This window comes from Faecalibacillus faecis (assembly GCF_003024675.1).
GTDB lineage: Bacteria > Bacillota_I > Bacilli_A > Erysipelotrichales > Coprobacillaceae > Faecalibacillus > Faecalibacillus faecis.
Genome location: NZ_PYLP01000015.1, coordinates 1 through 23102 on the forward strand (window position 1 = coordinate 1; position 23102 = coordinate 23102).

22 protein-coding genes, 1 rRNA gene and 1 riboswitch are annotated in these 23102 nt (G+C 31.4%); of the genes, 1 reads left to right on the forward strand and 22 read right to left on the reverse strand.

The genetic code is table 11. The features are described from left to right. The 21 genes from C7U55_RS10150 to C7U55_RS10245 all read right to left on the reverse strand — a co-directional run. A 16S ribosomal RNA gene (locus C7U55_RS10150) occupies positions 1-116 on the reverse strand; the annotation flags it as partial. A 260-nt stretch (positions 117-376) separates the two neighbouring features. Next, on the reverse strand, positions 377-3886 hold the full coding sequence (gene nifJ / locus C7U55_RS10155) for a pyruvate:ferredoxin (flavodoxin) oxidoreductase (protein ID WP_106988464.1): 3510 nt from the start codon (positions 3884-3886) through the stop codon (positions 377-379). A gap of 122 nt (positions 3887-4008) precedes the next feature. After that, positions 4009-4464 (reverse strand): hypothetical protein, encoded by a 456-nt coding sequence (locus C7U55_RS10160; protein WP_106988465.1) that lies wholly within the window; start codon positions 4462-4464, stop codon positions 4009-4011. A 12-nt stretch (positions 4465-4476) separates the two neighbouring features. Continuing rightward, on the reverse strand, positions 4477-5091 hold the full coding sequence (locus C7U55_RS10165) for a rhomboid family intramembrane serine protease (protein ID WP_106988466.1): 615 nt from the start codon (positions 5089-5091) through the stop codon (positions 4477-4479). Next, a complete protein-coding gene (locus C7U55_RS10170) occupies positions 5084-6085 on the reverse strand; it encodes a DNA-processing protein DprA (protein ID WP_106988467.1) in 1002 nt (333 codons plus the stop codon). Before C7U55_RS10170 ends, C7U55_RS10165 begins: the two co-directional genes overlap by 8 nt. A gap of 86 nt (positions 6086-6171) precedes the next feature. After that, positions 6172-6306 (reverse strand): cupin domain-containing protein, encoded by a 135-nt coding sequence (locus tag C7U55_RS14135; protein ID WP_256276376.1) that lies wholly within the window; start codon positions 6304-6306, stop codon positions 6172-6174. Continuing rightward, positions 6287-6427: a hypothetical protein gene (locus tag C7U55_RS13985; protein ID WP_227213864.1), complete on the reverse strand. Its 141-nt coding sequence runs from the start codon at positions 6425-6427 to the stop codon at positions 6287-6289. Before C7U55_RS13985 ends, C7U55_RS14135 begins: the two co-directional genes overlap by 20 nt. A gap of 43 nt (positions 6428-6470) precedes the next feature. After that, on the reverse strand, positions 6471-7370 hold the full coding sequence (locus tag C7U55_RS10180) for an alpha/beta hydrolase (RefSeq protein WP_106988468.1): 900 nt from the start codon (positions 7368-7370) through the stop codon (positions 6471-6473). Between the two features lie 104 nt (positions 7371-7474). Then, on the reverse strand, positions 7475-10108 hold the full coding sequence (gene ppdK, locus C7U55_RS10185; protein ID WP_106988469.1) for a pyruvate, phosphate dikinase: 2634 nt from the start codon (positions 10106-10108) through the stop codon (positions 7475-7477). 152 nt (positions 10109-10260) lie between these two features. Then, positions 10261-11844, reverse strand: a complete 1584-nt coding sequence (locus tag C7U55_RS10190) for a DEAD/DEAH box helicase (protein ID WP_106988470.1) — start codon at positions 11842-11844, stop codon at positions 10261-10263. A 64-nt stretch (positions 11845-11908) separates the two neighbouring features. Then, positions 11909-13291, reverse strand: coding sequence for a D-2-hydroxyacid dehydrogenase (locus C7U55_RS10195; protein WP_106988471.1), 1383 nt, complete (start codon positions 13289-13291; stop codon positions 11909-11911). Then, entirely contained in the window at positions 13275-14741 is a 1467-nt protein-coding gene (locus C7U55_RS10200; RefSeq protein WP_162297438.1) for a metallophosphoesterase family protein, read from the reverse strand. The genes C7U55_RS10195 and C7U55_RS10200 overlap by 17 nt, the downstream gene beginning before the upstream one ends. Positions 14742-14834: 93 nt before the next feature. Continuing rightward, on the reverse strand, positions 14835-15143 hold the full coding sequence (locus C7U55_RS14260; protein ID WP_162297439.1) for a group II intron maturase-specific domain-containing protein: 309 nt from the start codon (positions 15141-15143) through the stop codon (positions 14835-14837). 218 nt (positions 15144-15361) lie between these two features. Next, positions 15362-16744, reverse strand: a complete 1383-nt coding sequence (gene asnS / locus C7U55_RS10210) for an asparagine--tRNA ligase (protein ID WP_106988473.1) — start codon at positions 16742-16744, stop codon at positions 15362-15364. A gap of 10 nt (positions 16745-16754) precedes the next feature. Further along, positions 16755-17387, reverse strand: a complete 633-nt coding sequence (locus C7U55_RS10215) for a redox-sensing transcriptional repressor Rex (RefSeq protein WP_106988474.1) — start codon at positions 17385-17387, stop codon at positions 16755-16757. 1 nt (position 17388) lies between these two features. Continuing rightward, entirely contained in the window at positions 17389-18411 is a 1023-nt protein-coding gene (tsaD, locus tag C7U55_RS10220) for a tRNA (adenosine(37)-N6)-threonylcarbamoyltransferase complex transferase subunit TsaD (protein WP_106988475.1), read from the reverse strand. A gap of 2 nt (positions 18412-18413) precedes the next feature. Beyond that, positions 18414-18854 carry a ribosomal protein S18-alanine N-acetyltransferase gene (rimI, locus tag C7U55_RS10225; protein ID WP_106988476.1) on the reverse strand — a complete coding sequence of 147 codons (441 nt, stop codon included), beginning with the start codon at positions 18852-18854 and terminating at the stop codon, positions 18414-18416. Next, the gene (gene tsaB, locus C7U55_RS10230) at positions 18845-19450 is read right to left on the reverse strand and encodes a tRNA (adenosine(37)-N6)-threonylcarbamoyltransferase complex dimerization subunit type 1 TsaB (protein WP_106988477.1); all 606 of its coding nucleotides are present in this window, start codon (positions 19448-19450) and stop codon (positions 18845-18847) included. The genes rimI and tsaB overlap by 10 nt, the downstream gene beginning before the upstream one ends. Continuing rightward, positions 19428-19898, reverse strand: a complete 471-nt coding sequence (tsaE, locus tag C7U55_RS10235) for a tRNA (adenosine(37)-N6)-threonylcarbamoyltransferase complex ATPase subunit type 1 TsaE (protein WP_106988478.1) — start codon at positions 19896-19898, stop codon at positions 19428-19430. The genes tsaB and tsaE overlap by 23 nt, the downstream gene beginning before the upstream one ends. Beyond that, positions 19873-20454 carry a DUF402 domain-containing protein gene (locus C7U55_RS10240; RefSeq protein WP_164488721.1) on the reverse strand — a complete coding sequence of 194 codons (582 nt, stop codon included), beginning with the start codon at positions 20452-20454 and terminating at the stop codon, positions 19873-19875. The genes tsaE and C7U55_RS10240 overlap by 26 nt, the downstream gene beginning before the upstream one ends. A 58-nt stretch (positions 20455-20512) precedes the next feature. Further along, complete coding sequence (locus C7U55_RS10245) at positions 20513-21028, reverse strand: energy-coupled thiamine transporter ThiT (protein WP_227213711.1); 516 nt, start codon at positions 21026-21028, stop codon at positions 20513-20515. 59 nt (positions 21029-21087) lie between these two features. Then, positions 21088-21188, reverse strand: a riboswitch (TPP riboswitch). Between the two features lie 98 nt (positions 21189-21286). Between C7U55_RS10245 and C7U55_RS10250 the strand changes: the two genes are divergently transcribed. Next, complete coding sequence (locus C7U55_RS10250) at positions 21287-22477, forward strand: acetate/propionate family kinase (protein WP_048924509.1); 1191 nt, start codon at positions 21287-21289, stop codon at positions 22475-22477. 11 nt (positions 22478-22488) lie between these two features. Here the strand turns inward: C7U55_RS10250 and C7U55_RS10255 are convergent, their stop codons facing one another. After that, on the reverse strand, positions 22489-23058 hold the full coding sequence (locus C7U55_RS10255; protein ID WP_239985194.1) for a hypothetical protein: 570 nt from the start codon (positions 23056-23058) through the stop codon (positions 22489-22491). Positions 23059-23102: the final 44 nt, after the last annotated feature.

The window sequence follows — 23102 nt, forward strand, 5'->3', positions numbered from 1 at the left end:
GTTACTTATGTATTACTCACCCGTTCGCCACTCTTCACATATGTGAAGCGTTCGACTTGCATGTATTAGGCACGCCGCCAGCGTTCATCCTGAGCCAGGATCAAACTCTCCATTGTCCTTCTATCTCTTCAGACAACTTTGGTCTGTTTAGCTCTTTTTTCTTTTAAACTTAAATTGACGTTGTGTTTTATTCTTTCCTGTTCAGTTTTCAATGTCCTCTCACTCGTCTCTCTCGTCGAGTGCTCATTTATACTACCATCCATTTCTCCTTTTGTAAAGCTTTTTTTGAATTTTTTTTATTTTTTTATTTTATACTTTTTTATATATTAAAAAATCCATTTGGTATTACCCAAATGGATTCGGTTTTATAACACTATTATTGAGCCATTTTTTCCAAACGAGCACGACGTTTTTGTGCATCAGCTTGACATTTAGCCATTAATTGTTCTGCATGTTCTGGATTTACTTTTAATAATTGAGAGAATCTGTTTTCACCTAATAAGTAATCTTTAAATCCTTCGAAGTTAGGAGTCTTAGAATCTAATTGTAATGGATTCTTTCCTTCTTCTTCTAATCTTGGATCATATCTTAATAAGTTGAAATATCCACAATCAATTGCACGTTTTTGTTCAGCTTGATGATTTGCTAAACCACCTTTAATACCATGTGCTTGACATGGAGCATAAGCAATAATTAATGATGGTCCATCATAGCTTTCAGCTTCTTTCAATGCTTTAATTGTTTGTGCTGGATTTGCACCCATAGCAACTTGTGCAACATAAACATGACCATAAGCCATTGCAATTTGTGCTAAATCTTTCTTAGCTCCTGTTTTACCACCAGCAGTAAACTTAGCAATAGAACCAGCTTGAGAAGATTTAGAAGATTGTCCACCAGTATTTGAATATACTTCAGTATCTAATACTAAAATATTAACATTTTCATTATTAGCGATTACATGGTCTAATCCACCATAACCGATGTCATAAGCCCATCCATCTCCACCAACAATCCATTGAGATTTAGAAACTAAATTACCTTTATTATCTAAAACTTCTTTAATGGCTTCATTTGAAGATGCTTCAACTAATTTTAGTAATTCTGGAACAATTGCTTTTTCTTCACTTCTTTGTCCTTTTACAGATAAGTATTTTTCAATTATTTCTTTTAATTCAGGTTCACAAGCATCTTTAGCTTCTTCCATTACTTGAATCATATGTGCTTCATTATAGTTTTGAGCTAATTTCATACCATAACCAAATTCAGCATTATCTTCAAATAATGAGTTACACCATGCTGGCCCTTGACCATTTTTATCAGTTGTAAATGGTGTAGATGGTGTAGAACCAGAATAAATTGAACTACATCCTGTAGCATTTGCAATCATCATATCTGATCCGAATAATTGAGTTGCTAATCTATAATATGGAGTTTCCCCACATCCTGGACAAGCACCAGATACTTCAAAGTATGGTCTCTTGAATCCAACACCTTTTACAGTAGTTGTAGGATATTTATCATCACGATATTCTACTTCTTTATAGATGTAATCAGCTAATGGAGCATGATCTAATTCTTCATGAACATTAACCATTTTTAAAGCTTCACCTTTTTTATTTCCTAAACATTGTTCAACACATAAACCGCATCCAACACAGTTATCTGGTGAAACTTGAATTCTGTAAGATAATCCATCAACACCTTTACCCATAGGTTTTAAAACATCATTAGAGATATCTTCTGGTGCATTAGCGATTTCTTCATCAGTCATTAAGAATGCACGAATCGTAGCGTGTGGACAAACCATAACACAGTTATTACATTGGATACAGTCATCTTTATTCCATTGAGGAACCATTGTAGCAATCCCACGTTTTTCCATATAAGCCATTCCAGATTTCATAGAACCATCTAATTTGTCCATGAATGCTGAAACTGGTAAATCATTACCATCTAAAGCATTAATTACAGAAACAAAATTATCAAAATGATCATCACCTGTTAATTTTTTAGTTTCTTGAATTTCTAAATCAGCCCATTTTGGATCAACTGTTACTTCTTCAATTGCATCTTTACCAGCATCAATTGCTTTGTAGTTTAATTGAACGATAGCATCACCTTTTTTACTATATGATTTTTTAGCCATTTCTTTCATATATTCAACAGCTTTATCAATTGGTAAAATTTGTGGATTTAATGCAAAGAATGCAGATTGTAAAATAGTATTTGTACGACGTCCCATACCAATTTCCATAGCAATCTTATTAGCATTAATAATATAGAATTTAGCATTCTTTGTAGCTAATTGTTTTTTCACTCTATTTGGTAAATAGTCAGCAACTTCTTCTTTAGAGAATTCTGTATTTAATAAGAATGAACCATTTTTCTTTAAGTTTTTCAACATATCATATTTTAATACATAGTTATCTAATGAACATGAGATAAAGTCTGCATTATTTACATAATATGTAGCACGAATTGGTGAAGCACCGAATCTTAAGTTAGAACGAGTTGTTCCACCTGCTTTTTTACTATCATAAGCAAAGTAAGCTTGAGAATATAAATCTGTATGATCTCCAATGATTTTAATAGAAGATTTATTAGCTGATACAGTACCATCTGATCCTAAACCATAGAATAGACATTCTGTATAATCACCAGTTACATTAAATTCTTCAGTTGGTAATGATAAGTGAGTAACATCATCAACAATACCAATTGTAAAACTATTAAATGGATTATCTGAATTTAAATGATCATAAACAGCTTTGATTTGAGCAGGGTTTGTATCTTTAGACCCCATACCATAACGCCCACCAATTAAAACTTCAGCATCTTTTACAACACTGCATACATCTAAGTAAAGTGGTTCACCAGCAGAACCTGGTTCTTTTGTACGATCTAATACCGCAATTTTCTTAGCTGAAGCAGGTAATACTTTTAATAAGTATTTTGCTGAGAATGGACGATATAAATGAACTTTAACTAAACCAACTTTTTCTCCAGATTTAGCCATTTCATCAATTGTATCTTTAATTGTTTCAGTAACAGAACCCATAGCGATAATAACTCTATCAGCATTTGGATCACCATAATAAGTAAATGGTGCATATTCTCTACCTGTTACTTCTGAGATTTTTTTCATGTAATCAGCAGCAATTTCTACAACTGCATCAATATGTTTATTTTGAGCTTCTCTACCTTGGAAGTAAATATCATCATTTTCAGCTCCCCCACGTTCAATTGGGTTTGTATGAGGATTTAATGCATTTGCTTTAAATTTAGCTAATGCTTCTTTATCTAACAAGTTTTCTAATACATCATAATCCATTACTTCAACTTTTTGAATTTCATGAGATGTTCTAAATCCATCGAAGAAGTGCATTACCGGAACAGATCCTTTGATTGCAGTTAAGTGAGCAACTCCCCCTAAATCCATTACTTCTTGTACTGAGTGAGAACAAATCATTGGAATACCTGTTTGACGACAAGCATACACATCTTGATGATCTCCAAAGATATTAAGTGAACGAGTTGCTAAAGCACGTGCAGCAACATGGAATACACCTGGTAAATTTTCACCTACAATTTTATATAAGTTTGGGATCATTAATAATAATCCTTGAGATGCCGTAAATGTAGTTGCTAACGCTCCACCTTGTAAAGCACCATGAACTGCACCAGCAGCACCTGCTTCTGATTGCATTTCAATAACATTTACAGGAGATCCAAAGATATTCTTCATTCCATTTGCAGCCCATGCTTCAGCATGTTCAGCCATTGGAGATGAAGGTGTGATAGGATAGATACTTGCTACTTCAGAAAATGCATACGCAACATGAGCAGCAGCTTGGTTACCATCCATTGACAAATATTTTTTAGCCATAATTAAAAAATTCCTCCTTTTGCTTACTTCATTATACTACTTTCCAAACATTTTGACTACACGTATTCATGAATTCACTTACTATTTCTGTTAGAAACAAAAAATAGGGCCTTATAGTCCTACTAATTTTTACTCGTTGTATATGCTATCATTGCTCCGATAGCTATAAAAACTAAAGAAAAAAGATTGCTAAACTGCCCTAACGCTAGTTGAATAGCTGTTGTTAAAGAAACAGATTGATTCCAAAAAATATAGTATGTCAATATCGGCGTAAACAGCGTTCCTAAAAGATAGCATACTGCCGAAATAATTCCAACTTTCTCACTTCCATAACGTGCTATTTTTAAAACAACAGAACCTGTAAAATAACCTGTTAAAATATCAAAATAAGAAAAACTCCACCCTATTTTCATACTAAGAAAGTCAAAAGCAATTGTTGAAAAAATAGCTATCACTGTACCAACAATAAACATCCTTATATAATCGCTTACTGATAAATGATAATCATTATTTTGATTAAAAAACTTTTTAGCTTCTCGTCTTTGTTTATATTCATCATATTTTTCTTGAAAATTCACTACATTCACCACCTAATTGATTATCATTTTTTTCTTAATGTTTATTTTCTCTAAAATAATTGTTGTTACAAAACCACCAAGCATACCACCTATATGTCCCGAAAGAGAAATCGAAGGAATAGCAACAGAGATAAAAAACATTAATAAAACACTTGTTGCTATTTGTTTAAATAGATAACTATAAATATCTTTATAAAGAATCGCTAACGCTAAAAGTGAACCAATAAGTCCAAAAATAACACCAGATATTCCTCCCATGACACTGTTTGTTCCACTATTAAACAATAAAAATAAAAGATACGAAAAACATGTTGTTGAAAGCATTGAAACAATGATTACAATGGCATATTTCTTTTTCTTAAGAATTTTTTCCATTAAAATTCCTAAATTATAAAGAGAATAGATATTACAAAAAATATGCATCAAGCCAAAATGAATAAAATTCGCTGTAATAAAGCGAAAATATTCATGATTATAATAAATATATAAAGGATTGAACCCACCAACTTCAATGCCTTCCATTGCTGACATTTCTACTCCATAGCGTAATGTTGTATATAAATAAACAATAATACAAATTCCCATTAAAACATATGTAATTATACAATCTTTATATTTTCTATCCATTTGCATCTCCAATAAATTCAAAAATAGACATTTGATCTATATTAATTTCTTCTTCCACTTCTTCTTTTTTATTTTCATTATAAATCATTTCAAAACTCATATCCGAAACAATATTTTTAACATACAACGGTGTTGTTTTCATTTCCAATAAACGTTGATTCCCAAAACAATCATTATCAATAACAAGAGAAATCGTCCAGTTATGATGCATATTATGCATAATAGTAAACCATGTTGCTCCACTATTGATTTTACTTGAAACAACAACTTGAAATTTCGATAAACCACATACATAACTATTACGATCAATCGCGTGAGTTACTGTAAATCTTTTTATTGGATCAATAGCACTTAATAAAACAAGATTACCTGAGCGAATATAGCGCTTGTATTCCATTGCTTTATCTTCCATTTTTTCACATAGAAAACTGATGATATGTCCATGATGATGTAATGCATATTGAAATGCTTCTTGGTCTACACCTTTACAATCATTAGAAATCAGCCACTTATTTTCATTGTTGATTTTATCAACTAATCTTTTAATACAACCCTTTTCCTTTTTTGTTACAGTTTGTAACCCAGTAAGAGAAATCCCTTCAAACTCTACAGGAAGATTTCCTACCACAAATAAACAAGTTGGTGCATTTTTCTTCATCTTTTTAACCAAAATTTGCGGATATTCTTCATCGTATTTTGTAATAATACGAATTCCTTTTTGTTCATATTCATAAATATGTTTTAAAAACACATTCATCGTTTTCATTCTTTGTACTATTTTATAAGAAGTATACTCAGAAATATCTAAAATATCCATCAATTCATCTGCATTCAAACCAAACAAACACCCTGGTCCACTTAAACCATGTACTTTTAAATTTTTTTCAACGTTGATCCATTCATCAAAAGTTAAAACAGCATCTTTATACGCATGCAAATCGCATGTAAACAACATTGTTGCTAAACTATTAAGATTTAACATCATTTTTTCCATCATAATCACCTTGTTTTTATTATAGCTTATCGCTAAAAAAAAAGCTATGATGAGATTTCATCTTAACTTTCTTAAAAAACAACAACTCATAACATTTTAAATTGTTCTTTTCCATAAACAGCATATGGTAACCCAATAGGCATTACAATTGATTCACCATCTAAACAAGTTACAAAAGCATCTCCTCCACTTTTATGAGAGCTAATTTCTTCTTTTATCAAAAAAAAGTGTCACACTTAAAGCTTCATTTTGAGTTAATATTAAAAAAACAACTTGTCCTTTTTGATAAGTGACCGCTTCTTTTAATTTTAATACTTTTTGTTTATCAATATTTTTTAACATATCCTTTTCTCCAATGTACTTGTTTTACCATAGATTATATCCTTTATGCATTAGATATGTTCTTTTTTATAAATTTAATTACTTCCTCGAGCATATCTTCACAAAAGAACATAGGCCCACCATGATCAGCACCCTTCATACGATAAAAAACAACATCTTTATTTTTACCCTTTAAAGCCTTATACAGTTTAACACTTTGCTTAAAAGCAACTAAACGGTCTTTTGTACCATGAGCAATTAAAATAGGTGGAATATTCCCATCTAAATATGCCATTGGATTCGTTTGACGTGCAATATCTAAATGTTCTAAAACATTTTTTCTTCCTATTAAATAGCCTTCCGGACTATCTGGTTGTTGATGGTTTTCTGTGGTTGGAAAACCATCTTCCATCGTAATATCAACAACGCCATAAAAATCAATAATAGCTCTCACTTCATTTGAATATTCAGAATATAAATTACCATTAAACAATGGGAGTTTAGCCGTAAGTCCGCTCACGAGAGCAACATGTCCACCCGATGAATCACCAAATAAAAAAACATTTTGTTCATCAACAAAATATTCTTCGTGATGTTTCTTTAAAAAACGAATTGCTGTTTTAGTATCTTCTATTTGTGCAGGGAAAGGAGCTAAATCACTTTCACGATATTGCACAATAGCCACAACAAAACCTTGTTTGCACAAATAATTAAATTGTCCTACATGTTGATAAACATTTTGTTTATGCCAGGCAGAACCTTGAACGTAAACAATAAGTGGATATTTTTCATTTTCCATCATCCTTTTACGTGGAACTAATATTTGTAGCACACGACGGATTTCATCACTATTCATATACTCAACATCAGGAATATACATGGTATCCATTTCTTGATCAGATATGATACGTGTTTGCATTCCATCAATAAAAGTTTCATCTTCTATCATTTCTTCATACGTCATTTTATCATCTCCTAATATTTATTATTTCGCTTAAAAAAGAAAATTTCAATAATAGTATTCTACACAAATAAAAAGAGAGTAGTTTTCACTACCCTCCTTATAAACTATTTACTCATTTTTTCTTTAACAGCAGCTTGAGCAGCAGCTAAACGTGCTAATGGTACACGATATGGAGAACAAGAAACATAAGTTAAACCAATTCTATGACAGAATTCAACAGTTCTAGGATCTCCACCATGTTCACCACAGATACCTAATTTAATATCTGGACGAACTGGTTTTGCTTTATTAATAGCAATTTGCATTAATTGTCCAACACCATTTTCATCAATGTGAGCAAATGGATCAGATTCGAAGATGTTCTTAGTATAATATTCATTTAAGAACTTAGCAGCATCATCACGAGAGAAACCATAAGTCATTTGAGTTAAATCATTTGTACCAAATGAGAAGAATTCAGCTTCTTTTGCGATTTCATCTGCAGTTAATGCAGCACGAGGAATTTCAATCATTGTACCAACTTTATATGGTAATTCAACTCCTGCTTCTGCGATAATTGCATCAGCAGTTTTGCATACTACATCTTTAACATATTTTAATTCTTTAATGTCTCCAACTAATGGAATCATGATTTCAGGAACAACATTTTGTCCTTCTTTATTAACAGCAATTGCAGCTTCAATAACTGCTCTTGTTTGCATTTCAGCAATTTCTGGATAAGTTACTGCTAAACGGCATCCACGATGTCCCATCATTGGGTTAAATTCTTTTAATGATTCAACACGAGTTTTTAACGCATCAAATGTCATACCTAAACTTTCAGCTAAAGGTCTAATTTCTTCATCTGTATGAGGTAAGAATTCGTGTAAAGGTGGATCCAAGAAACGAATTGTTACTGGATAGATTTCCATTGCTTTAAATAATTCTTTAAAGTCAGATCTTTGGTATGGTAAGATTTTTTCTAGAGCTTCTTTTCTTGCTTCTACTGTTTCAGCAGTAATCATACGTCTGAAGTTGAAAATTCTTTCTTCTTCGAAGAACATATGTTCTGTTCTACATAAACCAATACCTTCTGCTCCAAATTTACGAGCTTGTAAAGCATCTCTTGGAGTATCAGCATTTGTTCTAACTTTTAATGTACGTACTTCATCAGCCCATGACATAAATGTTTCAAAGTCACCACTGATTTCAGGTTCTACAGTTTTAATTCTTTCACCGTAAACATTACCTGTACTTCCGTCTAATGACATATAGTCACCTTCATGATATTTTTTACCATCTGGTGTTGTTAATACTTTATTTTCTTCATCAACTCTTAAGCTTCCGCATCCACATACGCAGCAAGTACCCATACCACGAGCAACAACGGCAGCATGTGATGTCATACCACCACGAATAGTTAAGATACCATGAGCGATATTCATACCTTCGATATCTTCTGGTGAAGTTTCAAGACGTACTAATAAGATATCTTGAACACCATTTTTATGAGCTTCAATAACATCTTCTGCAGTGAAGTAAATACGTCCTGTTGCAGCACCTGGAGAAGCAGCTAATCCAGTAGCGATAACTTGAGCACATTTTAATGAAGTTTCTTCAAAGTTTGGATGTAATAATTGATCTAATTGTCTTGGTTCTACTTTTAATAATGCTTGTTCTTTAGTAATCATTCCTTCATTTACTAAATCAACTGCAATTTTTAAAGCAGCTTGTGCAGTTCTTTTACCATTACGAGTTTGTAACATGAATAATTTACCATTTTCAATTGTAAATTCCATATCTTGCATATCTCTATAATGTTCTTCAAGAATGTCACATACTTTACAGAATTGTTCATAACATTCTGGCATAACATCATTTAATGTGGCAATTGGTTGAGGTGTACGAATACCAGCAACAACGTCTTCACCTTGAGCGTTCATTAAGTATTCACCAAATAATTTCTTTTCACCAGTTGCAGGGTTACGCGTGAAAGCAACACCTGTACCAGAAGTATCTCCTGTATTACCATAAACCATTTGTTGTACGTTTACAGCAGTTCCCCATGAACCTGGGATATCATTTAAACGTCTATAAGTAATTGCACGATCATTGTTCCATGAACGGAATACAGCTTTAATAGCTTCCATTAATTGAACTTTTGGATCTTGTGGAAATTCAACTCCCGCATGTTTTTTGTATTCTTCTTTATAAATAGCAACAACTTCTTTTAAGTCATCAGCAGTTAAATCTGTATCAAATTCAACTCCTTTTTCTTCTTTGATATCATCAAATTTTCTTTCAAATGAGCTTTTTGGAAATCCCATAACAACATCTGCAAACATTTGAATGAATCTTCTATAACTATCATATACGAATCTTTCATTATTTGTAATTTTAGTAAATCCAGTAGCTACTTCATCATTTAAACCTAAGTTTAAAACAGTATCCATCATACCTGGCATTGATTCTCTTGCTCCTGAACGAACAGATACTAACAATGGATTTGTTGGATCTCCTAATTTTTTCCCAGTTTCTGCTTCTAATTCAGCTAATTTATTATCAATTTGCGCACAAATTTCAGGTGAAATTTGTTTTCCATCTTCATAATAAGCAGTACAAGCTTCTGTCGATACAGTAAATCCTTGTGGAACAGGTAAACCAATACTTGTCATTTCAGCTAAGTTTGCCCCTTTACCTCCAAGGATGACTCTCATATCTTTATTTCCTTCTTTGAAAGAGTAAACATATTGTTTCATTTCAATCAATCCTCCTAATTAATCAACTAATATAATTATACACATGATAGCCCTTACATTCAAGTGTAAATTGATACCGCTTTCATAATTTTTATTAATTATGTTGATTCTATCGCCTTTAATTTTTTAAAAAAAATAGAACAAGAAACAGCTTATCGACTGTTTGCTTGTTCTATTTCTACTTTTCGTCCATTTAATTTTTCTTTTTGACAATGTTGCATTACTTTTTTTATAGCCTTATCATTAATATTCACAAACGTAAATTTTCTTTTAATATCAATTCCTTGAATATCACTTTCTCTAATATTTGCCTTTGATACTAAGAAATGAATAATATCTTTTTTCTTTGCCTTATCCATAGATCCTACTGTTAAAAATAGACGTGTATAACCTTCACTTGCTCCTTTTTTACGTTTTGATGAAGATTCAAGTTTTTCTTTTGTATAAGGATAACCAATTTGTTGATTTAAAGAAAGTTCAATTAATGCCGCTGTAACATCTTTTAACATATGATTTTCAATTTGATTAACCAAATCTTTCATCGGTTTATGTTCTCCATTTAAAATCATATCTTCTAATTTATACATTAATTCTGTTACTTTATGTTGATGAATTTGTGTTAATGTTGGTACTTCTAATTTTTCAATATGAGATTTTGTTTTTCTTTCAATTTCTTTTAAATAACGTTCTTCTTTTCCTACAACAATTGTATAGGCTTTCCCTTCACGGTTTGCACGTCCTGTACGTCCAATACGATGTACATAAAGATCTACTTCTTGGGGTAATTCATAGTTGATGACATGACTAATATTTTCTACATCAATACCTCTTGCTGCCACATCTGTAGCAATTAAATAATGAATTGTTCCCTCTTTGAATTTCTTTAAAGTACGCATACGATGATCTTGATTTAAATCACCATGCATTGCTTCTACATTATAATTAGCCTTTTGCATTTGTTCTGTTACTTCATCAACACTTCTTTTAGTACGACAGAAGATAATTCCTGATTGTACCGTTTCACTATCAATAATACGGCATAATGTTTCAAAACGATCTTTTTGCTTAACTTCAAAATAGTATTGTTTTACTGTATTAGCGGTAATTGTTTTTTGTTTAACTTGAATATGCTTATAATCAGGTTTCATATATTTTTTGGCAATTTTTTTAATACCTTCTGGCATCGTTGCAGAAAATAGCATAGTTGTATGATCTGGATTTGTCTTAGAAATAATGGTTTCAATATCTTCTACAAATCCCATATTCAACATTTCATCCGCTTCATCTAAAACAACATAAGAAACCTCATCAAGTTGAAGGACTTTACGTCGCATTAGATCCATCATTCTTCCCGGTGTTCCTACAACAATATCAACACCCTTTTTAATTGATTTAATTTGTTTTTCAATACCACTTCCACCATAAACACAAGCAAAGCGTAAAGAACTGTATTTTCCCAGTTTTTTTAATTCCTCATGAATTTGCATGGTAAGCTCTCTTGTCGGTGACAAAATATATGCTTGCGGCTTCTTTTTTCTTTCTTTTAAATTTGTAAGTAAAATACTTGAAAACGCTAAGGTTTTTCCTGTTCCTGTTTGTGCTTGACCAATAACATCATAGCCTTCTAAAATAACAGGAATAATATTTTCTTGAATAGGTGTTGGTTTTTCAAAACCTAATTCATTGATTGATTTTAATAATTCTTCACTTAATCCTAATTTTTCAAATTTGTTCATTCATTTTCTCCTCAAGTTTTTCGAGTATAACATAATTCAATTTAAAATGCAAAAAAAGAATGCATTAACATACATTCTTTAAATCACCCTTTAAAAAACCTTGAATATTTTCTACAACTAAATCAAATAAACGATTTCTTGCTTCTACTGTTGCCCATGCAATATGAGGTGTCATCAATATTTTAGAAGCATCATTGATTTGTAGTAAAGGACTTTCTTTTGCAAGAGGTTCACTTTCAAAAACATCGAGTCCTGCCCCCGCAATTTCATTATTTTGTAAAGCTTCAGCAAGTGCCTTTTCATCAACAATACCACCACGTCCCACATTAATTAAAATTGCTTCGTTTTTCATAAGTTTAAATGAATCTTCCCCAATTAATCCTTTTGTTTGTTCATTTAAAGGGCAATGAATAGAAACAATATCACTTGTTTTTAATAAAGTTTCTAAATCAACCGCCGGATAACCTTGTTTTGTATTTTTTCCACTTGTTGAATAATATTGAATTTGACTACCAAAAGCTTCAGCAATTTTAGCAACCGTACGTCCAATATTTCCCATACCAATAATCCCCCATGTTTTTGCATGCAATTCATAAAAATGAGGTCCAATATGACTAAACATACCACTATCACTATATTGTCCACTTTGAACATAATTATGATAATAACTATTTTTATGTAAAAGATCTAAAGCTAAAGCAAAAGTATGTTGAGCAACACTTAAAGAAGAATAACCTGCCACATTACATACGGGAATACCATGGCGATGACAATAATCTAAATCAACATTATTGACACCTGTTGCTGTAATACAAATAAGTTTTACTTTAGAAGCATATTGTAAGACTTCTTCAGTAAGTAAACATTTATTAGTAATAATAATATCTGCTTCTTGAATACGTTCAATGACTTCTTCTGGATTACTTTGTTTATAAATCGTTACTTGTCCAAATTGATTCAACTTAGAAAGATCAACATCATCTCCTAAACAAACACTATCTAAAAAGACAACGCTAGAACTCTTTTTTTTTAAAATATTTAAAATATCTTCATAAGATTTTCCTGAAAAGAATTTTCCTAAATTGATTGCTTCATTAATATCTAAAATAGAGCTTTCATGATAAATTCCTTTCATTTCATTATCCTCAAATTCAAAGCTTAAATATTTATTTAAAAGACAAATTCCTAATGCTCTTGATGTCATTTCTTTATCTTCTTCAATCGCATCTAAAATAGTTTGAATAAAAGATGTATCCTCTTGTACACATTTAGTAAGAGCTTCTTCTACTTCAACTCCTTCAAATAAATGATTTCTAAAATCATCATGATAAAGAAGTGGTAAAACCACATCATAAACATTCATCGGAACATGCCCATACCCTTTTGTAAAGTTATATAGGATTGCAAGTCCTAAATTCTCATCTTTCATCTTATCTACTAACTTCATTTTTTTCCTCCAAAAATAATTTTATTTTTACACGATGTCTTTCTTGTTTTGTAAGATCATCATAAAATACAAAACAATACTTAAACGCTTGATCTTTACGATTATATTTCAATAAATTATAACTTAAATAACTGCTTTTTCTTTCTCTGGTACCTCCTCCACAAGAAGAACCTCCTGCCATAATATACGTATTTCCTTTTTTTACAACACAAGGAATATGCTTGTGTCCATGGAAAATATAACGTACATGATGTTTTTCTAACCAATACATTACATCTTGAGCATCCACAAGGGCTTTTGTCGAGTCAGCAATTTTCCCCATGAATAGTTTTTCATTCCATTTTATTTTCAAAAAATCATCTTTTCTAAGTGGCATTAAATGATGATGCATCATTGCTATCAAGGTATAGTCTTCTAAATGATCAATTGATAAAAGCTCATCTTCAATTTCTTTAAGAAGTCTTTGTCCGACCATTCCCCTTGCTAGATTTCCTTGAGAAGTAGAATCTATTTTGATCACAATCATTTTAACATCTGGATAAACTTTAATATTTTCTCCTAGCAAATAAGCTACCACTTTTGTTTTTTGTTTCTTTAAAAGATTCAAACCATAAACAATCACATCATGATTTCCTAAAACAAAGGTAACATCACTATGATACTTTCTCTTTAAACGATTCATAAAACGAGAAGCTGCATACATATTTTTACGATTAGGTGAATTCATTAAATCTCCTGTAATCAAAAATTTAAGTTGATGATTATGAGGTAACATATGATAAAGTTCATCGAAGCTCTCTTGTAAAACAATCAGACCATTATCTGTTTTCTTTGTTCCTAAATGAAGATCACTTAATTGAACAAAGTATTGTTCTTCTTTTGAAGAAATCCTTTGTTCAAAAATTTGATTTTCTTCAATCAATTTAAAATAATGATTGATTTCTAATACATCTTTTAAAGGATAAAAAACACTTTGTTCTCCTTTAAAAATAAAAATACCTGGCCAATGATCTATTTGAAAAAGTGCATTTAAAAACAAGTGGTATGGCCCATACAAAGAAACATCTTCTTTTAAGGATTTCTTTATGCAAAAAACTCGCATTATTTCATGATTATATTTTTTATCAAAGTCATCAAAAAAATGATCTTCTAATCCTGATAATAAAATAATTTGATACTTTTGTTTTTCTTCAATGATATAACGATGATACTCATTTTCATAATTTGTTTTAAAAGCTGTATCATAAGTTTCAAAGTTTTTACTTCTAAAAAGTAACTCACATTCATTTTTTTGAATTTGATTCACAAATGGAAAATTGATTTCTTGTTCTGTCAACCAGTTTTTTAATTCTCCAAGTTGTTCATAACTTGCATAAACATCTCTAAATGATTTTTTTCCTTCATTAAAAATAAAATTGAAATAAAGATTCATCAAATCATATTCATTCATGTGTGTCACCTCCCACATATTATACAATCGAATAGGGAAAACTTTCAATAAATTTTCTCTTTCACACCACTGTACGGTTTCGTATACGGCGGTTTAATTAAATTTCAATTTATGTCTTATTAAATAACAATCAAGACAACTGACTAATCCATTGTTGGTTAGTCTTTGTTTTGATAGTGCCTTTACTATACATGTCTCGGTCATTACAAACTGATTGTGGTCTTTCATGTACGATGCTTGTCTTGCTAAATTATGATTGTCTCCTAATTTCCTTAACCAATGATATCTTCTCCATTGTTTCCACAATATCACTTTTAATCTTGTTCTTAGATGTGCGTCTATTTTCATCATAACTCTATACATATCACCAATGGCATAGTAATTTATCCATCCTCTAATCACTGGATTTACACTTTGGCCAATTTAGCCTCTTATACACCTTATTAGCCAGTTCATGTTCTTTGGACCACGATTTCGCTATTGCTTTCTCTTTTGCACACCTCACGACGTGAAACTTGCAAGTCGTTATATAATTCGTCGGCAACTACGCTCATGAAGGACTTTCATCTTAGATGTAAAACATATCCGTCATATCAAAAAAAGCCTAACGAATAGGCTTTTTAGAATTTTAAATTTCTTGGAGTTCTTGGGAATGGTTCAACATCTCTAATATTTTGCATACCTGTAAGATACATTAAGAAACGATCGAATCCTAAACCAAATCCAGCATGTTTACATCCACCAAAACGACGTAGATCCATGTACCATTGTAATCCTTCTTTGGCCATTCCTTTTTCATCCATGATTTTTTCTAAGACATCATATCTTTCTTCACGTTGTGATCCACCAACAAGTTCACCAATTCCTGGAACAAGTAAATCACAAGCAGCTACTGTTTTTCCATCATCATTTAAACGCATATAGAACGCTTTGATTTCCTTAGGGTAATCTGTTAAGAATACAGGTCCACCAACGATTTTTTCGCAGATATAACGTTCATGTTCTGAATTTAAATCCATACCCCATTCAACTTTATTTTCAAATTTAACATCTGCTTTTAATAAATAATCAATAGCTTCTGTATACGTCATACGTTTAAAGTCACTATCTCTCACTGCTTTAATACGATTAATACAATCTTTATCGATCATGCTTTCAAAGAATTTCATTTCTTCTGGTGCATTATCTAATACATAATCAATACAGTATTTAACCATATCTTCAATTAAATCCATATCATCTTCTAAATCAGCAAATGCAATTTCAGGTTCAATCATCCAGAATTCACTCGCATGTCTTGAAGTATTTGAATTTTCCGCTCTAAAAGCAGGTCCAAATGTATAAACATCACGATATGTTAAAGCAAATGCTTCAACATGTAATTGTCCTGTAACTGTAAGATAAGCTTCTTTTCCAAAGAAATCTTTATCAAATTCAGTGTTATCGATTGTTGTTGCTCTAAACATTTCTCCAGCGCCTTCACCATCATTTGAAGTAATAATTGGTGTATGGACATAAACGAATCCTTGGTTTTGGAAAAATTCATGAATAGCCATAGATAATACTGATCGTAATCTAAAAGTTGCATAAAAAGTATTTGCTCTTGGTCTTAAATGAGGAATTTCTCTCATATATTCAAAAGAATGTCTTTTCTTTTGTAATGGGAAATCTTCGTCACAAGTTCCTTCAACCACTATATGAGTTGCTTCAATTTCAAATGGTTGTTTTCCATCAGGTGTTAATTTTAATTTACCAGTAACTTTAACAGCACTCCCTGTTGAAATATGTGAAGTTTCTTCATAATTATCAATAATTTCATCTAAATAAACAACTTGTACATTTTTAAAATATGTTCCATCATTTAAAGCTAAGAATCCAACTTTCCCACTATTTCTATTTGTACGGATCCAACCTTGTAATTCAACATATTCAATACCATCTAATTGATCTCTATCATTAATATATAATTCATATAATTCTCTTACTGTAATAAATTCAAACATTTTTCTCTCCCTATTCTTGATCATTTGATTTCATTTTAATAACAAGTTCTTGAATTGCGACCACAACATCAACTGTTTGGACTTCTACTCCTTCTTGAACCATAAAATGACTATGCGTAAAATCAACAATTCCTTTAATACCTAATTTCATTAAACGATCAACTGTTCCTTGAACATTTTCTGAAATTGCTAAAATAGCAATCTTACAATCACTTGGAAAAGTTTCTTCTAATTTATCAATATGACAAATTTTAACACCAAATCTTTCCCCTTCTTTATTTTTATCCATATCATAACCACAAACAATTTTGCCCACAGTATATTGCCAACGATTATATTTTAAAATAGCACTTCCTAAATTACCGACTCCAATTAAGATAATCGATTCATCTAAACCAAGTCCTAATACTTCACTCAACCCATCAATAAGATGTTTTACATCATAACCTCTTCCACGTCTACCAAAATTATCCGTCTTTGATAAATATGTAAAATCACGTCTAATTGTTGTATCTTGTATCCCTGTAATTTCAAACAATTCACTCGATAAACATGTTTCTTTTCCTTCATGTTGCATTTTTCTAAGTGCTTTTAAATAAACAGGAAAACGGGACATCGTTGCTTTTGATATTTTTTTGTCCACACTAATCTCCTCCTATTGATTCTAATTCTAAATCGAGATGGGGTTTAATGCCAAGTGATAAGTCACTAAACTTATTATTATCATACATAACTTTTCCCGCTAAAGCAATCATCATCGCATTATCTGTACAACATTTCATTGGTGGTAAAGATAATTCAACACTTTCTAAGTGTTTCACTTCTTCCATCATTTTTTCTCTTAATCCTTTATTAGCGGAAACACCCCCCGCTAACATAATTTCTTTAACTCCATATTCTTTGGCAGCACGAATCGTTTTATCAACTAAAACATCAACAACGACATTTTGAAAAGAAGTTGCCAAATCATTTTGATTAATTTCTAATCCTTTTTGTTTATGATTGTGTGCTAAATTAATAACGGCAGATTTTAAACCACTAAAACTAAAATTATAACTATCATCATCTAAAGGCTTTGGTAATGGATAATTAGCATTTCCTAAATGGGCCATTTTATCTAAAACAGGTCCACCTGGATAAGGAAGATTTAAAACTCTTCCCACTTTATCATAAGCTTCACCAACAGCATCATCTAAAGTTTCGCCAATCACTTCAAAAGAATACGGATGTTTCATTAAAACAAGTTCCGTATGTCCACCACTAACAACTAAACAAAGTGCTGGATAAACAATATCCTTTTCATAATTATTGGCATAAATATGTCCAGCAATATGATGTACTCCAATTAAAGGTTTTTCATAAGCTAAAGAAAGTGTTTTTGCCACCTGTAAACCAATATGTAAAGAACCGACAAGTCCAGGTCCTTTCGTTACACAAATCGCATCAATATCTTCCATTTTCACCTTTGCCTGTTTCAACGTTTCTTTTAAAACTACCGATACACATTCAACATGTTTACGACTAGCAATTTCAGGGACAACTCCACCATACATTGCATGTATATCGATTTGACTAGCCACCACACTACTTAAAAACTCTCTTTGGTCTTTTAAAACGGCCATTGCCATTTCATCACAGCTTGATTCAATCGCAAGTAGTAATGACATCTCTATCCCTCCAATTCCTTGATCATTAAATACGCATCTTCTCCATTACTATAATATCTTTTTCTTATCGCAACATTTTTAAAGCCAAACTTTTCATATAAAGCGATCGCTTTAACATTAGAAACACGTACTTCTAAATTTACATTTTGATAATGTAATGCTTCACTTTTTTCAAGTGTATATTCCATTAATTGACTCGCATATCCTTGCCCTTGATATTTTTGATCTGTCGCAATAGTTGTAATTTGACATTGATCTCCTAAAAACCATAAGCCAATATAGCCAATTATTTCATTTTCTTTTTCTAAAACATAATACCCCGCCATCGGATTTTCTTTTAATTCATGACTAAAATCTTCTTCACTCCAAGGAGATAAAAAAAGTGCATGTTCAAGTTCAACAACTTTTCTTAAATCTTCTAATTCCATTTTTCTTATTGACATATCTTTTTAGCCTCAACCTCTTTAATATACCTTGGAACAAGTCCATCTACATTTTCAACTTCACTTTCTAAATAAGAAAGTGTGTAAATATTTTTAACAAGATTTATTTCTTGTTCCGGTAAACCAACTAAAGAAGTATCTCCTACAATTTCATAATCTGAATATTTTTTTTGATAGTTTTCAAACTCATCCATATTAATTAAGCAGTCTTCTACAATTACTTTTCCTTCATTATAAATACCTAAAAAAAGTTTTTTGCTTCTTGCATCTAAAATTGAGATTGCTTTTTTCATTCCTGCCATCGCCTTTAACGAAGAAACCGTTTTAATCTTTAAATTCATCGTTGCATTCAATGTTTTAGCTATTGTTAAAGCTACACGTACTCCCGTATAAGAACCTGGACCAATCGTAATAACCATTTCATCAAAATCACTTATTTTTAACTGATTTTCTTGTAGGAGCTTTTGCAAATAAACAATAGCATATTCTGATTGTTTACGATTTCCTTCTTCTTGTAAAGAAGCTAAACATTTTTCATCTTCATATAATGCAACAACTAGGTATTTATTGGCACTATCCATGATAATTGTTTTCATAATCAATCTCCTTTACAAGTTCTTCATATTTTTTTCCAATTGGATTTAAAATAAACTCCCGCTTAGAATCATCAATTCTTTTAATTGTAATTGCTAGACGTTCTTGTGGTAAAATATCCTCTAAAAACTCTGGCCATTCTACAACACAAACATCCTCACTATCTAAGATTTCTTCAAAACCTAAATCCTCACTTTGTCCTTCTAAACGATAAGCATCAAAATGAGATAATTGAAGATGCCCTTGGTATTGTTTTAAAATCGTAAAAGTAGGTGAATTAATAATTCTTTTAATACCTAAACCTTCCCCTATTCCTTTTGTAAATGTTGTTTTACCAGCCCCTAAATCACCATTTAAAGTCATCAACATATGGGGTTGAAGTAACTTTCCTATTTGTTTACCTAAAGCAATTGTTTGATCTCTATTATCTATTATAATGACTTTTTCCATAATATCCCTCTTTTAAATCTTGATAAAAGCTATACCACTTTTTCGTAAAGTCTTGATCAAAAGGTCCTCCCTTTTTAACCGCTAATTCAATTAAAACATCCAATTGTTTCTTTAAAATCTCATCTAATTCTTCACTATAACCCATTTCACGAGCATGCTGACGATATTCTTCTTGATCTAAAATACGATAATTTCCATCTGGAAATACCTTTAAATCTAAATCATAATCAATATATTTTAAAGCTTCGCCATCATAAAGTGTTGGTGAAGCAATATTACAATAATAATACACACCTGTTTTACGAATCATACAAATAACATTATACCATTTATGTTTAGGCATGTACCAAATTGCCGGTTCACGCGTATGCCACATTCTTCCATCCGATTCTGTCACTAACGTTCTGTTATTAATAACGATGTAATGATCATCTGTTTCTTGTAAAACAAGTCCTTTCGACCAACATCTATGTATTTTACCATTATGTTTATAACCATGTATTAAGATTTTCTTTCCTACAATATCTTCCACAATAAATGACTCCTTATACAACATGTACATTATACACAAAAATAACGCCCTTTCAAAGTAAAAAAAAGACTCGAAACGAGTCTTATAAATGAACAGCATTTTTAAGTCTTGGATATAAAAGAACAAATAAAATAAAGCAAGCAATAATTGTCGCAATATTATATGGAAGGTTATATACCAAATTCGCTTTTAATGGTGTTTGGAAAGCATACCATCCCGAAATCAAATGACAAATTGTTTTTAAAGCACCCGTAATAACAATGCCAATTGGTAGTTCATACTTACCCACCTTTAATAAAGGAATAAGAGGTGTAAGTCCAATTAAGATCATTGGTAATAAATAATCAAAGATTACCGATAAAGGACCATAGAATGTAGCAAGACCTAACGCAAAATGAAGTCCTAAACAAACAAGAGAAACAATTAAGCTATATCCCCAGTTCATCAAATAGCCACATAAAATAATCGCAACAAGTGAAAAGGCACAATTACCACCTTTAGGCATCTCATAGATTTTTGTGCAATATTCTAAAACAATTTGCATTGCCGCAAACATTGCCATATAAGCCATATTCTTCGTAGTTAATTTAATATTCATAGTCATCCTCCTTTAAAAAATGAGGCAAAATAAAAACCTTTTTACATACGTAAAAAGGCAAATAAACTATTTTGCACTCTCTACGCTAGCATTACCTAGTTCAGATTATAAGGGACAAGGTTTTCACCTTTCTCAGCATTTCGCGCCCCTGGCAAGTTCTATTATAAATCAATCTCCTCTTTTTTCAATGTTTTTATAGTTTTTTCTTCCTTGTCGGTGTTATAATGGATAAGTATTAATAAGGAGGACTTGAATGTTATGTCAAAAATTATTTCTGTAAATGCTGGAAGTTCATCTTTAAAATTCCAATTATTTGAAATGGATGATGAAACTGTTATCACTTCTGGTGTTATTGAAAGAATTGGTTTAGAAGATTCTATCTTTACTATTAAATATAATGGAGAAAAAGATGTCACAACTTTACCAATCGAAAACCATAAAGTTGCTGTTCAACTTTTACTAGACACTTTAATTAAAAAAGAAATCGTTAAAGATTTAGATGAAATCAAAGGAGTAGGACATCGTGTTGTCCAAGGTGGTGCTTACTTTGATCAATCAGTAATCATCGATGAAGATGTTGTCTCTAAAATCGATGAATTAAAATCATTAGCACCTTTACACAACCCTGCTCACTTAACTGGATACTACGCTTTTAAAGAAGCCATTCCTAACGCTGGTGCAGTAGCCGTATTTGATACAGCTTTCCATCAAACATTAGAACCAAAAAGCTATATTTATCCAATTCCTTACAAATATTATGCAGAAAACAAAGTACGTAAATATGGTGCTCATGGAACAAGCCATTTCTATGTTTCATCTCGTTGTCGTGAAATGATGGGAAATCCTGAACACTCACGTATTATCGTTGCTCACTTAGGAGCTGGTGGTTCTTTAACAGCTGTAAAAGATGGTAAATCAATTAATACATCTATGGGATTTACACCACTTGCTGGAATCATGATGGGAACACGTTCTGGAGATGTTGATCCTTCAGTTATTGATTATTTAATTGAAGAAGTTGGTTTAGATATGAAAGAAGTCATCAAGATGCTTAATAAAGAATCTGGATTACTTGGTGTTTCTGGTGTATCAAGTGACTTTAGAGATGTTCAAGAAGCTGCAGCCAATGGTAACGAAAGAGCTCAACTTGCCCTAGATATTTTCTTTAGAAGAGTTATTGCTTATATTGGTCGTTATTTCATTGCCTTAGGTGGCGTTGATGCCATTTGCTTCACTGCAGGTATTGGAGAAAACTCATTCTTTGCTAGAAAAGAAATCTGTAATTTATTAGCTGAAGCTTTAGGTATCGAAATTGATGATGACGCTAACGTTAACGGTAAAGGTGATCGTTTAATTTCTACACCAAATAGTAAAGTTAAAGTTTATGTTATTCCAACAAATGAAGAACTTGTCATTGCAAGAGATACAAAGAGACTATTAAACTTATAAATTCAAAAGCCTCACTCGAGGCTTTTTTCATTTTCATCTTCACCAAAAACATTTTCCTTGATAAAACGTTCGATTTCTTCACGACTTGTAACAACATTACAAAAACGTTTTCTTAAATCTAAACGTTGAATATCTACACAACGCATATATGATAGTTGCATACGGCTTTTTATATAGTATCTTCTTATTCGAACATCAATATCAAGTTCATAAAAGCTTGCTTCTGGTGAGTCTTCTTTTATTGAAGTACAAGGAATAACAAGCATCTTCGATCCAAAGTCCTTTAAAACATAGCACCAATGAGCATCCATAATTTCTTTAGGAAAGCCCCTTCCAATATTAAAATAAGCCATTTGATGAACTTCTGGTCTTTTAGAAACATGATAAAAAGTTTGATCTGGCGTTGCTTCTTCTTGTTCTAGTAATTGACAATAAAAATACTCCAACTGTCTTGTTTGATGAAGTAATGAATATGTATATTTTCCTACATCATAGCAATCAGACTCCTCTAAATTCTTTAATGATTTTTTCATTTCATCTATATTTTCTTCTACAGACATCTCTACTTTTTTCTTATCCATAATTTTATCCTCCACTACTATATACGCCAAGTTTTTCATTTTTT

What these genes read in the sequence shown, in the direction of transcription:
- nifJ (WP_106988464.1), bottom strand. Translation starts at nt 3,886, where the DNA reads ATGGCTAAAAAATATTTGTCAATGGATGGTAACCAAGCTGCTGCTCAT.
- C7U55_RS10165 (WP_106988466.1), bottom strand. Translation starts at nt 5,091, where the DNA reads ATGGATAGAAAATATAAAGATTGTATAATTACATATGTTTTAATGGGA.
- C7U55_RS10170 (WP_106988467.1), bottom strand. Translation starts at nt 6,085, where the DNA reads ATGGAAAAAATGATGTTAAATCTTAATAGTTTAGCAACAATGTTGTTT.
- C7U55_RS13985 (WP_227213864.1), bottom strand. Translation starts at nt 6,427, where the DNA reads ATGTTAAAAAATATTGATAAACAAAAAGTATTAAAATTAAAAGAAGCG.
- C7U55_RS10180 (WP_106988468.1), bottom strand. Translation starts at nt 7,370, where the DNA reads ATGACGTATGAAGAAATGATAGAAGATGAAACTTTTATTGATGGAATG.
- ppdK (WP_106988469.1), bottom strand. Translation starts at nt 10,108, where the DNA reads ATGAAACAATATGTTTACTCTTTCAAAGAAGGAAATAAAGATATGAGA.
- C7U55_RS10190 (WP_106988470.1), bottom strand. Translation starts at nt 11,844, where the DNA reads ATGAACAAATTTGAAAAATTAGGATTAAGTGAAGAATTATTAAAATCA.
- C7U55_RS10195 (WP_106988471.1), bottom strand. Translation starts at nt 13,291, where the DNA reads ATGAAGTTAGTAGATAAGATGAAAGATGAGAATTTAGGACTTGCAATC.
- C7U55_RS10200 (WP_162297438.1), bottom strand. Translation starts at nt 14,741, where the DNA reads ATGAATGAATATGATTTGATGAATCTTTATTTCAATTTTATTTTTAAT.
- asnS (WP_106988473.1), bottom strand. Translation starts at nt 16,744, where the DNA reads ATGTTTGAATTTATTACAGTAAGAGAATTATATGAATTATATATTAAT.
- tsaD (WP_106988475.1), bottom strand. Translation starts at nt 18,411, where the DNA reads ATGTCATTACTACTTGCGATTGAATCAAGCTGTGATGAAATGGCAATG.
- rimI (WP_106988476.1), bottom strand. Translation starts at nt 18,854, where the DNA reads ATGTCAATAAGAAAAATGGAATTAGAAGATTTAAGAAAAGTTGTTGAA.
- tsaB (WP_106988477.1), bottom strand. Translation starts at nt 19,450, where the DNA reads ATGAAAACAATTATCATGGATAGTGCCAATAAATACCTAGTTGTTGCA.
- tsaE (WP_106988478.1), bottom strand. Translation starts at nt 19,898, where the DNA reads ATGGAAAAAGTCATTATAATAGATAATAGAGATCAAACAATTGCTTTA.
- C7U55_RS10240 (WP_164488721.1), bottom strand. Translation starts at nt 20,454, where the DNA reads ATGTTGTATAAGGAGTCATTTATTGTGGAAGATATTGTAGGAAAGAAA.
- C7U55_RS10245 (WP_227213711.1), bottom strand. Translation starts at nt 21,028, where the DNA reads ATGAATATTAAATTAACTACGAAGAATATGGCTTATATGGCAATGTTT.
- C7U55_RS10250 (WP_048924509.1), top strand. Translation starts at nt 21,287, where the DNA reads ATGTCAAAAATTATTTCTGTAAATGCTGGAAGTTCATCTTTAAAATTC.
- C7U55_RS10255 (WP_239985194.1), bottom strand. Translation starts at nt 23,058, where the DNA reads ATGGATAAGAAAAAAGTAGAGATGTCTGTAGAAGAAAATATAGATGAA.